This window comes from Kitasatospora sp. NPDC056273 (genome assembly GCF_042268845.1).
GTDB lineage: Bacteria > Actinomycetota > Actinomycetes > Streptomycetales > Streptomycetaceae > Kitasatospora.
Genome location: NZ_JBHJSJ010000058.1, coordinates 1 through 12,842, shown reverse-complemented (window position 1 = coordinate 12,842; position 12,842 = coordinate 1). Strand labels below are relative to the sequence as shown.

Sequence of the window (12,842 nt, the reverse complement as noted above, 5' to 3'; positions counted from 1 at the left end):
CGCTGCTGTCAGAAGAGGACCTTGACCGTGCGCAGGGCACCCTCGCGCCAGCGGTCGGAGTGCGTCCGGCCGGTGGTGCCGGCCACGGCGGACCGGTTCGCGCGGTACCAGGTGAAGCTGCGCTCGATGGCGGTCGCGTTGGAGTGGCGGGGGGTGAAACCGAGCACCTCGCGGGCGTCGGTGATGTCGACGCAGGAGTCCCGGGTGAGCTTCTGGACGAGGCGTCCGTAGACCGGGGACAGCCGCAGCGCGGCCAGCGTCCGCAGGGCGGCCTTCGCCGGGCCGAGCGGCAGCGGGACGACCCGCTTGCCGTGGCCGGCGAGGTCCAGGACGACCTGGCAGTCCTCGCGGAACGAGCCGTACTCGGCCGCGCCGACGTTGAACTCCCGGTTGACCCGCTCGCCCGGCAGGGTCAGCACCGCGGTCACCAGGTCGCAGAGGTCCTCGACGTCCAGCATCTGGTTGAGGGTGTGGCCGCCGCCGAGGACGGGGAAGCCCCGGCCGTCGAGCGCCCAGTCGAAGAGCATCGCGAAGACGCCCAGCCGGCCCGGGCCGATGAAGGTCTTCGGGCGCAGGACGGGCACGCACATGCCCCGGTCGCGGTAGTCGGCGCACAGCCGCTCGGCCGCGATCTTCGCGGCGTTGTACGGGTCGACCGGGACCAGCGGGTGGGTCTCCGGGGTCGGCGTGCGCTCCGGGAGGCCGTACACCGCGGTGGAGGAGATGTGCAGCACCCGGTCGGTCCCGGCCCGCCGGGCGGCGTCCAGGACGGTGCGGGTGCCGTCGACGTCCACCGAGCGGATCTCGGCCGCCGGGTGGCTCGGCAGCGCGGCGGCGCCGTGCACCACCACGTCCGCCTCGGCCGCCAGCCGGCCGAGCAGGGTGCGGTCCCGGACGTCGCCGACCACCGCCTCCACGGAGGGCAGGGCGGCGAGTCCGGGCGGCAGCGGGCGGCGGTCGAGGGCGACCACCCGGTGGACGGGCGAGCTGCCGAGCCGTCGGACCAGGGCGCTGCCGAGGAAGCCGGCCGCGCCGGTGAGCAGTACGCGCTGGGGTCGGGCGGTGGGGCGGGGGCCGTCGGGCGTCACGGGGCTGTCGGTGGTCACGGGCGGCCTGCCGGCGGGGTGGTCGGGCCGGGGGCACCGGCGAGCGGCGGACGGGCGGCGCCCGCCGGGGGCACCTGGCGCCGGTACAGCCGCCGGAACCGCGGGCTCAGCAGCCACTGGCCGGCCCCGACCGCCGCGCCCGCCGTCACCGCGGTGCCCGCCGCGAAGTGCAGGGCGGTGTACGCGACCGCCGTCGGTACCCCGCGCTCGCGGACCAGGAAGGCGTGGAAGCCGCGGTCGGCGAGCACGGCGCCGGCCGCCAGGGCGGCGGTGGCCGGCAGCGTCCGGCGGGACACCAGGGCCAGCGGCAGCGAGGCCACCGCGCCGGCCGCGGCGAGCGCGGCGACGGCCCGGGAGCGGGTCTCGAACCCGCGCATGAAGCCGCGGTGGTCCACGTAGAGCGGCACCCGCAGGCGCGCCCGGCGGAACAGCTTGCGGACCAGCCCGGACAGCTGCTCCTCGTCGTTGTGCCGCCCGACCACCGCGGAGCTGAGCTCGATCCGGTGGGTGGCCGACAGCCGTACGCCGAAGTCGATCTCCTCGGTCTGGCGCAGGGCCGGGTTGAGCCCGCCGGAGTCCAGGAACAGCGACCGGCGGATGGCCGCCAGGGCCGAGAACCAGGGGGTGACGGTGCCCTCGGAGCTGATCCGCCAGTAGTACGACTGGAGGATCCGGTAGTCCCCGACCCGGGTGGTCGGCAGCAGCGGCTCCTTGGCGGTGATGCCGCACACCGACCCGGTCTCCGGGTCGGCGGCGAGGCGCTCCACCGCGGCGGCGACCGAGGTCGGGGAGAGGCCGACGTCGGCGTCCAGGAAGAACACGATCTCGCCGCGGGCCTCCCGGGCACCGCGGTTGCGGGTCTCGGCGGGCCCCGCGTTGCGCTCCTGGCGGACCAGTCGGCACGGGTACTTCTCCGCCACCAGGGCGGAGTCGTCGGTGCTGGCGTCGTCGACCACGACGATCTCGAGGTTGGGGTAGGTCTGGGCGGTCACCGCGTCCAGGCAGGCGGGCAGTGTGCGGGCGTCGTTGTAGAGCGGGATGACCACCGACACCAGGGGAAGGGTCATGTCTGTCCTGTTCAGGCCGCGGGGATCTCGGGCAGGTCCGGGTCATCGTCGGACGGGTTGACCCGCGCCTCGCTGATGATCTTCCGGTCGTCACTGGTCAGGCAGCGGCCGGTGGCCAGGTCGAACTCCCAGTCGTGCAGGCGGCAGGTGAGGATGCCGTCCCGGTGGGAGCCGAACCGGACCAGGTCCGCCTTGAGGTGGGGGCAGAGCCGCTGGACGACGTGGTCGCCGGCCCGGGCGCGCTCCTCGGTCTGGCTCAACTCCGCGTAGTAGCCCTCGACATAGGCCATCCGCTCGGTCGAGAGAGAGGCGAAGAAGGTGGTCACGAACTCGTTGAAGGGCCCCTTGCGGGCGGCCTTGAAGCGGCAGGACAGGAACAGCTCGTTCGCCCAGTCGGGGCAGCGCTCGGCGACCATCCGCTCCACCAGCGGCCGGGGCAGCTCGAAGCGGTAGCGGCACTCCTCGCCCGCCCAGCGGGCCACCCGGCGGTCCAGGAAGTCGAACAGGATCTGCTCGGTGGGTGCGGTCCCGGCTCCGGTCCCGCCGTCGGCCCCCTCCTCGGCTCCGGTCGCGTCCGGGGTGTCCACCACCTCGACCAGGACCCGGCCGTTGATGCCCTCGCAGGTGCGGTCGGCGTACTGCAGCAGCGGCTCCACCCACTCCCGCAGGCCGGTCAGCAGGTCGGTGCGGGTGGTCGGCCAGCCGGCCTTCTCCGCGCGGATCCGATCGGCCCGGCGGGCCTGGTACTCGCGCAGGTAGCCGGTGCGGTCGTCGCGGATCCGGGCGACCGTCCGCTCGTCGACCTGCTCCAGTCGGCAGCTGCGGTCCGGGCCCAACTCGGCCACGGTGCCCGGCAGGAGGAGGTGGGTGTTGGTCACCCCGCGCTCGCGGAGGAAGTCGAGGAAGACCCACTGGTCGGGGAAGATGTTGGCGTCGTCGCCGTCCAGGTCGTTGAGGTGGAAGAGCTCCTCGTCCAGGAAGCAGGGCGGCCCGGCGAACGGGAAGACGTGCTCGGCGCCGTACTGCTCGACGTAGTTCAGGGCGCGGGCCATGCCGTTGCGGCGCTTGCGGCGGCCGACGGTCTGCTTCATCCGGGCGGGGAAGTCGTACACCATCGGGTACCAGATCGCCCCGGAGTACTGGAGGAAGTGCCCGGCGAGCGGCCCGAAGGACCTGATCCGGGGCTCGTCGACCGGGCGGGCGTCGTTCTGGTTGAGGATCCGGGTGCCGTTGTCGTCGATGAGGATCGCGGAGTCGCCGATCGGGCCGTCGGTCGGCGAGGTGAGGGCGTTGACCATCACCTGGACGCCGCCGTCCAGTTGCGTCGGTTCGAGGTCCCGGGTCTGGACGAAGTGGCGGAAGCCGAGGTCCTCCAGGGACGTCCGCAGGTCGCGGACCGGGTAGTCCGGCAGCAGGACGACGGTGTCCTTGGACATCCGGGTCCGCAGCCACTCGGCGTCGAAGTGGTCGTGGTGGAGGTGGGAGACGTACAGGTACTCCGCGGTGTGCAGTTGGGCGGTGTCCATCGCCTCGTTGTCGGGGAACGGGAACCACGAGGCGAAGAACGCCGGATTGAACCAGGGGTCGCAGAGGATGCGCCCGGCACTGGTCTCCACGTGCAGGCCGGCGTGGCCGACGGATGTGATGCGCATGAGTCTCCAATGGCGGTCGAGCGACTTCAGGAGGAGGCGGCCGGGGAGAGGCAACGGCCGTGGGGGGAGCCACCGTTGGGGGAGCGGCCGCGGTGCCGTCCGGGCGGGCGTCAGTGGCCGTCCGTGGGCCCTGTCGGCGGCCGTGGACGGGCGTGAGCGGCCGTGAGCGGTCGTCAGCGGCCGTCAGTGGGTGTCGCGCCGCGGGCCGGCGGGCCGGTCGAGCACGTTGAAGTCCGTGACGGCGAACCGGGCGAGCGCCGTCGGGCCGGCGACGGCCCGGTGGGCGATCGCGATGGCGCGGCCGACGGCGTCGGTCAGGTCGCAGCCGGCGAGGTAGAAGGTCAACCGGACACCCCGGGGGGTGATGTGGACGTGGAGGTGCTCGACGCCGTCGCGGGCGGACGTGACGCTGTCCAGGGCCGAGAGCACGGCCCCGACGGTCGGCCGGGCGCCCGCCGACCCGCCTGTCGCGGCGGTCAGCAGCACGCCGACGAGGTGCACCGGAAGTCCTGGGAGCTCTGGGGGAACCGGCCGGTCAGCCCCAGGAGAAGCCGCTGCCCACCGCGGCCGGGAAGGCCTGCGGGAGCGGGCGGAAGGGAAGCGGGGCGACCGGCGCGGTGGTGAGCCCGGTCGTCGTCCGGCGTACGGGGCCGCGGGAACGCGCGGAGGTGAACATGGGGAAGTCCTCCGAATCCTGGGGGGTTTCGGGCCGCTCTCGTTCGTCCGCGGCCTCGGTGGTCCCAAGATTCGCACGGGCCCCGGTGCGCTCACACGGGTTCAGGGTGACACCAAACGCGTGGCAGCTTCGGGCCAGGAAGGGGACGTCGCGCCGACCCCGGATGAGCTGCGCGGCAGTCGACTTGGCAGGTTTCGGTCAGGCGGAAGGTGTCAGCCCGCCGCCGTCCCGCGTTCCGCGATGCGGACAGCCGGCGGCTGCCCCCGGGAGGGAATACGTGCAGGTCCCTCGCGTGGACGGCTCGGTCTCGCGAGGGACCTGAGGGTGGGTCCGGGGCCGGAGCAGGCCGGTGCCACGGCTGGGGTAGCGTTCCTTTGCCTACCCTTGACCCGGAAGACCTGATGATCGAAGCAAGCTACTCGGCCGTCCCCGCCCTCCTGCTCGTGTTCGCCGTCCTCGGGTCGGCGCTCGCCCTCGGCACCGCCCGGTGGGCCCGCCGGAGAGGCATGGCGGTCCCGACGGCGGTGCTGTGGGGACTGAGCCTGGCGGGCGAACTGGCGGTGACGCTGACACCGACGGCCACCGGGTACTCGGGGCCGCCGAGTTGCACGATCGGGCCCGGCATGTGGGCCGACGCGACGGCGCAGCAGGGGCTGATGAACATCGCGCTCTACCTGCCGCTGGCGTTCTTCGGCGTGCTGCTCTTCCGACGGCCGGTCACCGTGCTCGCGGGCTGCGCGGTGCTGTCCGCCGTCACCGAGGTCGTCCAGACCCTGCTCGGGACCGGACGCGCCTGCGACGGTGCGGACTTCGTCGACAACGCGGCCGGCGCGCTGCTGGGGACGCTGCTCGCCGCCGGCTGGCTGTTGGCGCGGCGGCGCGGGCTGCCCAGGCTGCGCCGGGACCTCGTCCACGGGCTGGTGCTGGGCGCCGTCGGGCTGGCGGGGGCGGGGCTGGTGGTCCACTTCGGGATCCGCACGTACCGGGACTCGCCGGGCCTCTTCGCTCCGCCGTCCGACGACATCGCGACGGCGCAGCGGGTGGCGGAGGGCGTGTTCGGCCCGCGCACGCTGGTGGACACCACCACGACCACCGCCGACCCCGGGCTCACCCAGCAGATCATGGACGTCAGCACCGACCGCGGCGACCTCCGGATCGAGCAGCCCAGCGGCCGTCTGCTCGCCGTCGCCGCCGCCACGCCCTCAGCCGACGCGGCCGGCTCGCCAGCCCTCACCCCGGAGCAGGTCGTCGCCGCCGGCCGGGCCTTCGCCGACACCTGGTTCGCCGACCGGATCGCCGGCCTGACCCCGACCGTCACCCCCGCCGGCCCGAACGGCGCTGCCCGTACGCTTGGTTACCGCCGCGAGGGTACGGCCGCCGGGCAGCCGGCGGTGCGCCTCGACCTGACCGTGGGCGCCGACGGCCGCATCCTGACAGCTGCCTCGTAGTCCCTGCTCCTCGAACTCCCGTGGTCCGTCCCGGGGTTCAGGCGGGGCGGGGCAGGTACGCCAGGCCGTGCGCGCCCGCCTCGCCGAGCCGGGGGACCTCCAGTCGGGCCACCGGCTCCAGCGCCTCCAGGTCGATGACGTCGACGGTGGAGGAGACGGCGCAGGAGACGTAGGCGAGGCGGCCGTCGGGGGAGGAGGTGACGGTGAGCGGGAAGAGGCCCACCTCGACGGAGCCGAGCCGCTGGTGGCCGTCGGCGGCGAAGACCGTGAGACGGCCGGGGAGTTGGCGCCCCAGCGGGGAGCCGGCCTCGGGGACGCTGCGCACCTCGCCGGCCAGCAGCCTGCCGGTCGGGGTGAGGTGGACCGGCAGGGCCGGGGAGTCCGTCGGGAGGACGTCCGTGACGGACGCGGTCGCGACGTCGATGACGCGGATGCCGGGGGTCGGGGCGGGCGTGGCGGTGGTCGAGAAGTACGGGCCGGCGACGTAGACCCGGGCGCCGTCGGGGGAGACGGCCAGGCCCTCGCTGCCGGGGACCTCGACCTTGGCGGTCAGCACGCCCCGGTCGAGGTCGACGACCGAGACGAAGGGTGCCTCCTTGTTGGTGGCGAAGCCGGTCCGGCCGTCCGGGGTGATGGCGAACCAGTGCGGACCGGGCGCCTCGGTGTCGATCCGGCCGAGCGGGCGGCGGGTCCCGGTGTCGATGACCACGACGCCGCCGGGCCGGTCCGGGCCGCCCTCCATGCTGACGTACAGCCGGCCGCGGGCGGTGTCCAGGGCCAGCCCGTGCGGGCCGTGTTCGGGGGCGAGGTCGACCACGTCGACGACGCGCCGGGTGTCGGCGTCGATGACGGTCACCTCGGTGCGGCGGCCGCTGTTGGCGCCGTAGTAGCCCGAGCGGTAGGCGCTGGTGCACCAGAGCAGCCGCCGGGTCGGGTCGAAGCAGAGCTCGTGCGGTTCGGCGAGGACCCGGACGGTGTCGAGGTGCCGGTCGGTGGCGGCGTCGAAGAACAGGATGTTCGAGCCGCTCTGGCTGACGACGGCGAGGACGTCGCCGGAGCGGTCGGTGCGGTCGGCACGCTCGGTGCGGTCGGTGCGGGAGGGCTGCGACATGAGGACTCCTCGGGGAGGGCTTCGCGGTCTCGCGGTTTCGCGGTCGTTTCCACTGTCGTCGGCAGCCACGGCGGGAGCCATGCAAGGATCGGCATCGGATAGTTGCCCGGAATGCAAAGACCCAGGTCAGGAGCGGACGGCCGATGGATCTCAACCTGCTGCGGGCGCTGGACGCCCTGCTCCAGGAGAACAGCGTGACCCGCGCCGCCGAGCGGCTCGGCACCTCGCCGGCGGCCGTCAGCCGGATGCTGGCCCGGCTGCGCCGCGCCGTCGAGGACCCGCTGCTGGTGCGCGCCGGGCAGGGCCTCGTCCCGACCCCGCGGGCGCTCGAACTGCGGGAGGAGGTCGGCGCGTTGCTGCACGGCTGCGACAGCGTGCTGCGCCCCGGCGCCGGCTTCGACCCCGTCCACCTCGACCGCACCTTCACGCTGCAGGCCGGTGAACTGATGCTGGTACGGACGGCGGGCGCCCTCGTCGAGCGGGTCCGGGCGGAGGCCCCGCGGGTGGACGTGGTCTTCCTGCCGGAGGCGCTGGAGGACGGGCCGGCGCTGCGGCAGGGGCTGGTGGACGTCGAACTGGGCGTGCTCGGCCACCTGGACACGGAGGTCCGCACCCGGCAGCTCCTCCGCGTTCCCCTGGTCGGCCTCGCCCGGACGGGCCATCCGCTGTTCGACGGCCGCCGGATCACCGCCCGCCGGTTCGCCGCCGCCGACCACATCGGCGTCTCCCGGCGCGGCAAACGGCTCGGCCCGATCGACGCCGGGCTCGCCGACCTCGGGCTCCGGCGCCGGGTGGCGGTCATCGTGCCCAGCCACACCGGCGCGATGCTGCTCGCCCGGGACAGCGACCTGGTCACCCTCGTCCCCGAGGACTGGCTGCCGGACACCGTCGCCGCGCTGGGCCTGCGCACCTTCCCGATCCCGCTGGAACTCGCCCCGCTGGAGCTGGGGATGGCCTGGCACCCGCGCAACTCGGCCGATCCGGGGCACCGCTGGTTCCGCGAGCACGTGGCGGCCGCGGTGCTGGGGCCGGAGTAGCCCCCCGCGGGGGTGCGCCCCGGCTCGGTCCGCGGCGTGCGGCCGGGATACCCTGCCGGGGTACATGGCGGCGGCTGGGGACAGGAGGCGGAGGATGGTGCGGTCACGGCCGTTCGGTCCGCCGGTGCCGTGGGCGCCGCGCCTGCTGCTGCTCGCCGCGCTGCTGTTCGGCATCGTGACGATGCACACGCTCGGCCATCCGGGCGGCGGGCACGGTGGTTCCGGCGGGCACGAGGGAGCGGGGACGCACGCCTCGGCCGTGCACCCGGCGCACCCCGCGGCCGCCGTCCACCACGGCCCGGCCGCCACGCCCATGGAGGCCGCCTCCGCCGTCGACCCCGCCATCTCGGCCGCCTCCGCCGTCGACCCGACCATCGCCGGCGGCATGGACCCGATGGCGGTCTGCCTCGCTGTCCTGGCCGGCTGGACCCTGGTGCTGCTCCTCGCCGGCCCGCTGCTGCGCCGCAGCGGCGACGCCGCCGCCGAGGTACGGGCCCGACTGCTGCGGGCCGTCCGCGCGCTGCCCCCGCCCGGGGGCGGGCGGATACTCCTCACCCGGCTTTCGGTGCTGCGCCAGTAGGCGCGCGCCCGCCGTCCCGTGCCCGTGCCCGCCCTGGAGCGCCCGCGCGCACGTCCACGCGCCCGCTCGCGCCCTGGAGCGCCCGCGCACGGAACGGCCGACGCGACGTCCTGCACACCCACACACCGCACGAGGTGCATTCCGCCATGCGCACACCCACCCGTCGTACCGTCCTCGGCGCCGCGCTCGCCGCCGCCGGGACCGGCCTGCTCACCGCCTGCTCCTCCGGCTCCATGAAGGGCATGGACCACGGGGCCATGGACCACGGCCCCACGAGCGGCACGACCGGAGCCGCCGCCCCGGCCGGCTACCTCGCCCCGAACGGCCCCGAGGTCGCCGCCGCCGAGGCCCGGCGCAACCCCGGCCCGGAGCGGAAGGTCGCGCTCACCGCCACCGAGACCACCCTGGACCTCGGCGGCCGCACCGTCCGCAGCTGGGCGTACGGCGACCGCCTGCCCGGCCAGGAGGTGCGCGCCACCCTCGGCGACACGCTCGCCGTCACCCTCGCCAACCACCTGCCGCAGCCCACCACGCTGCACTGGCACGGCCTCGCGCTGCGCAACGACATGGACGGCGTGCCGGGCGTGACCCAGGCCGACGTCCGGCCCGGCGCCTCCTTCGAGTACCGCTTCGCGCTCGCCCACCCGGGCACGTACTGGTTCCACCCGCACTCCGGCGTCCAGCAGGACCGCGGCCTGTACGCCCCGCTGATCGTGGAGGACCCCAGGGAGCCGCTGGCCTACGACAAGGAGTGGGTCGTCGTCCTGGACGACTGGGTGGACGGCGTCGACGGCAGCACCCCGGACGCCGTCCTCGCCGAACTCGCCCGGGGCATGGGCGGGATGGACCACTCGGGCGGCTCCGCCCACGACATGCCGGGGATGACGGGGATGTCGGGCCACGACATGGCGGGGACGCCCGGCGCGGGCAGCACCCCGAACGCCGCCGGCCCGTCCCGGATGCTGATGGGCGCTCAGAGCCCGCTGCTGGGAGGCGACGCCGGTGACGTCGCGTACCCGTTCCACCTGGTCAACGGCCGGCTCGCGACCGCGCCCGAGACCTTCACCGCCAAGCCCGGCGACCGGATCCGGATCCGGCTGGTCAACGCGGGCGGCGACACCGCCTACCGGGTCGCCCTCGGCGGCCACGAGCTGACCGTCACCCACACCGACGGCTTCCCGGTCGAACCGGCCACCACCCAGGCGCTGCTGCTCGGCATGGGCGAGCGCTACGACGTGCTGGTGACCGCCAAGGATGGCGCCTTCCCGCTCACCGCGCTGGCCGAGGGCAAGAACGCCACCGCCCTGGCCGTGCTGCGCACCGGCGGCGGCGCCGCGCCCGACGCCGCCGTCCGCCCGGCCGAGCTGGACGGTCGGCTGGTCACCGCGGGGCAGCTCAGGGCCGCCCCGGACGTCCGGCTGCCGGCCAAGGCGCCGGACCGCACGGTGAGGCTGGAGCTCACCGGCGGGATGGCGAAGGCCGACTGGGCGTTCAACGGCCGCCGGTACGACCCGGCGCAGCGCTACCCGGTGGCGGCGGGCGAGCGGGTGCGGCTGGAGTTCCGCAACAGCACCGCCATGTGGCACCCCGTCCACCTGCACGGTCACAGTTTCGTGCTGCCCGGGGACGGCCCGCGCAAGGACACCGCGGTGGTGCTGCCGGGCACGACCCTGGCCGTCGACTTCGACGCCGACAACCCGGGCCTGTGGATGGTGCACTGCCACAACGTCTACCACGCGGAGACGGGCATGATGACCGTCCTCGGCTACCGGCCCTGATCGCGGACTCCCCCCCCCGCGCGAAAGTGCCCGGGTTCCACCCCGAAAGGACCCCGAACCGCTCCGCCGGTTCGGGGTCCCGCAGTCTCCGGCACCCGGCGCACTCCGGCGTGCCACCGGCGCCGACCTGCGGCGTCATGACGATTTCTTAACGCGGCCCGGTAGCGGATCCTTAACGCCGGTCGCATAGCCTGACGCACTGCCGTCGCCCGACGGCGTTTTTACGGGGTCTTTAAACAAGAGGTGCAAGGTGGTTTCGTCGGGTTCGACGGAGACGGCGGAGTCGGACGCGCCGTCGGCGCGAATACGCCTCCGCAGCTGGCTGCTGGAGGACGTGACCGCGGAGAAGCCCGCGCGGCAGTCCGCCGACGAGGGTGCCCCGGAGGCGCCGACCGGGGGCGCGGCGGCGGGGGACTCCGCCGCGCACGGCACGCCCGCCGGCCAGCGCTGGTGGCGGGTGATGTGCCTGACCGGCCTGGACTACTTCTCGACGCTCGGCTACCAGCCGGGCATCGCCGCCCTGGCCGCGGGCGTGCTGTCGCCGATCGCCACCATCGTGCTGGTGGTGGTCACCCTGCTGGGCGCGCTGCCGGTCTACCGGCGGGTGGCCAAGGAGAGCCCGCGCGGCGAGGGCTCGATCGCGATGCTGGAGCGGCTGCTGTCGTTCTGGAAGGGCAAGCTGTTCGTCCTCGCGCTGCTCGGCTTCGCGGCGACGGACTTCCTGATCACCATCACGCTGTCCGCCGCCGACGCGAGCGCGCACCTGGTGGAGAACCCGCACCTGACCGGCTTCCTCGGCGGCAAGCAGGTGGTGATCACGCTGGTCCTGGTGGCCCTGCTCGGCGCGGTCTTCCTCAAGGGCTTCAGCGAGGCGATCGGCCTGGCGGTGTTCCTGGTCGGGACGTACCTGGTGCTGAACGTGGTCGTGGTGGCCGTCGGCCTCTGGAAGATCGTCTCGGCGCCGCACGTGGTCACCGACTGGACGGACGCGCTGACCGCCCAGCACGGCAACCCGATCGTCATGGTCGGCGTGGCCCTGGTGACCTTCCCGAAGCTGGCGCTCGGCCTGTCCGGCTTCGAGACCGGCGTCGCCGTGATGCCGCACATCAAGGGCGACCCCGACGACACCGAGGCGAACCCGGCCGGTCGGATCCGCGGCACCCGCAAGCTGCTGACCACCGCCGCCGTGATCATGAGCTGCTTCCTGATCGCCACCAGCTTCATCACCACGCTGCTCATCCCGGCCGACCAGTTCAAGGCCGGCGGCGACGCCAACGGCCGTGCCCTGGCGTACCTGGCCCACGAGTACCTCGGCGGCGCCTTCGGCAGCGTCTACGACCTCTCCACCATCGCGATCCTCTGGTTCGCCGGCGCCTCCGCCATGGCGGGCATGCTCAACCTGCTGCCCCGCTACCTGCCGCGCTACGGCATGGCCCCGCACTGGGCCCGCGCGGTGCGGCCGATGGTGATCGTGCTGACCCTGATCGGCTTCCTGGTCACCTGGATCTTCGACGCCGACGTGGACGCCCAGGGCGGCGCGTACGCGACCGGCGTGCTGGTGCTGATCAGCTCCGCCGCCATCGCGGTGACCATCGCCGCGCACAAGAAGCGCGAGCGCGGCTGGACGGTCGCCTTCGCGGTCATCGCGGCGATCTTCCTCTACACCACCGTGCTGAACTGCCTGGAGCGGCCGGACGGCCTGAAGATCGGCGCCTGCTTCATCGCCGGGATCGTCCTGGTCTCGCTGCTCTCCCGGCTGCGCCGCGCCTTCGAGCTGCGTGTCACCAGCGTCGCCCTGGACGACGTGGCGGAACGTTTCATCAGGGACTACGCCCACCGGCCGCTGCGGCTGATCGCCAACGAGCCGAACAGCCGGGACCTCGCCGAGTACCGCGACAAGATCCACCAGATCCGCGCCGACAACGACATCCCCGGCGAGGACGACCTGGTCTTCGTCGAGGTGACCGTCCGCGACGCCTCCGACTTCGAGGCCGCGCTGACCGTGCGCGGCGAGGTGCTGCACGGCCGCTACCGGGTGCTCACCCTGGAGAGCTCCAGCATCCCGAACGCGCTCGCCGCGCTGGCGCTCAACATCCGGGACCGCACCGGGCAGCAGCCGCACCTCTACTTCGAGTGGACCGAGGGCAGCCCCTTCGCCCAGTTCCTGCGGTTCTTCCTGTTCGGACAGGGCGAGGTCGCACCCGTCACCCGCGAGGTGCTGCGCGAGGCCGAGCCGGACCGCTCGCGCCGCCCGCGCGTCCACGTCGGCTGACGGCCTGCCTCTGCTGCGAGGCCCGTAACGCCCCGGCCCGTAACGCCCCGGCCCGTCCGCCCCGGCCCGTCCGCCCCGGCCCGTCCGCCCCGGCCCGTCCGCTCCTGGTGAGCGG

At 74.2% G+C, this 12,842-nt stretch carries 11 protein-coding genes; 5 read left to right on the top strand and 6 right to left on the bottom strand.

The window, feature by feature from the left end; all coding sequences use genetic code 11:
- Window positions 1-8 precede the first annotated feature (8 nt).
- The 5 genes from ACFCY1_RS34385 to ACFCY1_RS34365 all read right to left on the bottom strand — a co-directional run bounded on the left by ACFCY1_RS34385 (window position 9) and on the right by ACFCY1_RS34365 (window position 4,501).
- Window positions 9-1,106 carry an NAD(P)-dependent oxidoreductase gene (locus tag ACFCY1_RS34385; protein ID WP_241852879.1) on the bottom strand — a complete coding sequence of 366 codons (1,098 nt, stop codon included), beginning with the start codon at window positions 1,104-1,106 and terminating at the stop codon, window positions 9-11.
- Window positions 1,103-2,173, bottom strand: a complete 1,071-nt coding sequence (locus ACFCY1_RS34380; protein WP_117487059.1) for a glycosyltransferase family A protein — start codon at window positions 2,171-2,173, stop codon at window positions 1,103-1,105. The genes ACFCY1_RS34385 and ACFCY1_RS34380 overlap by 4 nt, the downstream gene beginning before the upstream one ends.
- Window positions 2,174-2,184: 11 nt before the next feature.
- A complete protein-coding gene (locus tag ACFCY1_RS34375) occupies window positions 2,185-3,825 on the bottom strand; it encodes a Rieske 2Fe-2S domain-containing protein (RefSeq protein WP_375877122.1) in 1,641 nt (546 codons plus the stop codon).
- Between the two features lie 183 nt (window positions 3,826-4,008).
- Window positions 4,009-4,326, bottom strand: coding sequence for a hypothetical protein (locus ACFCY1_RS34370; protein ID WP_375877121.1), 318 nt, complete (start codon window positions 4,324-4,326; stop codon window positions 4,009-4,011).
- A 34-nt stretch (window positions 4,327-4,360) separates the two neighbouring features.
- Window positions 4,361-4,501, bottom strand: coding sequence for a hypothetical protein (locus tag ACFCY1_RS34365; protein ID WP_158077701.1), 141 nt, complete (start codon window positions 4,499-4,501; stop codon window positions 4,361-4,363).
- A 401-nt stretch (window positions 4,502-4,902) separates the two neighbouring features.
- On the opposite strand from ACFCY1_RS34365, the gene ACFCY1_RS34360 reads away from it, so the two are divergent.
- Window positions 4,903-5,949: a VanZ family protein gene (locus ACFCY1_RS34360; protein WP_375877120.1), complete on the top strand. Its 1,047-nt coding sequence runs from the start codon at window positions 4,903-4,905 to the stop codon at window positions 5,947-5,949.
- A 37-nt stretch (window positions 5,950-5,986) separates the two neighbouring features.
- Here ACFCY1_RS34360 and ACFCY1_RS34355 read toward each other — a convergent pair whose 3' ends face one another.
- A complete protein-coding gene (locus ACFCY1_RS34355; RefSeq protein ID WP_375877119.1) occupies window positions 5,987-7,060 on the bottom strand; it encodes a YncE family protein in 1,074 nt (357 codons plus the stop codon).
- Window positions 7,061-7,203: 143 nt separating this feature from the next.
- On the opposite strand from ACFCY1_RS34355, the gene ACFCY1_RS34350 reads away from it, so the two are divergent.
- The 4 genes from ACFCY1_RS34350 to ACFCY1_RS34335 all read left to right on the top strand — a co-directional run bounded on the left by ACFCY1_RS34350 (window position 7,204) and on the right by ACFCY1_RS34335 (window position 12,727).
- Window positions 7,204-8,097, top strand: coding sequence for a LysR family transcriptional regulator (locus ACFCY1_RS34350; protein WP_375877118.1), 894 nt, complete (start codon window positions 7,204-7,206; stop codon window positions 8,095-8,097).
- A 94-nt stretch (window positions 8,098-8,191) separates the two neighbouring features.
- Entirely contained in the window at window positions 8,192-8,677 is a 486-nt protein-coding gene (locus tag ACFCY1_RS34345) for a hypothetical protein (RefSeq protein ID WP_375877117.1), read from the top strand.
- Window positions 8,678-8,823: 146 nt separating this feature from the next.
- Entirely contained in the window at window positions 8,824-10,455 is a 1,632-nt protein-coding gene (locus tag ACFCY1_RS34340) for a multicopper oxidase family protein (RefSeq protein WP_375877116.1), read from the top strand.
- 250 nt (window positions 10,456-10,705) lie between these two features.
- A complete protein-coding gene (locus tag ACFCY1_RS34335) occupies window positions 10,706-12,727 on the top strand; it encodes an amino acid transporter (RefSeq protein ID WP_375877115.1) in 2,022 nt (673 codons plus the stop codon).
- Window positions 12,728-12,842: the final 115 nt, after the last annotated feature.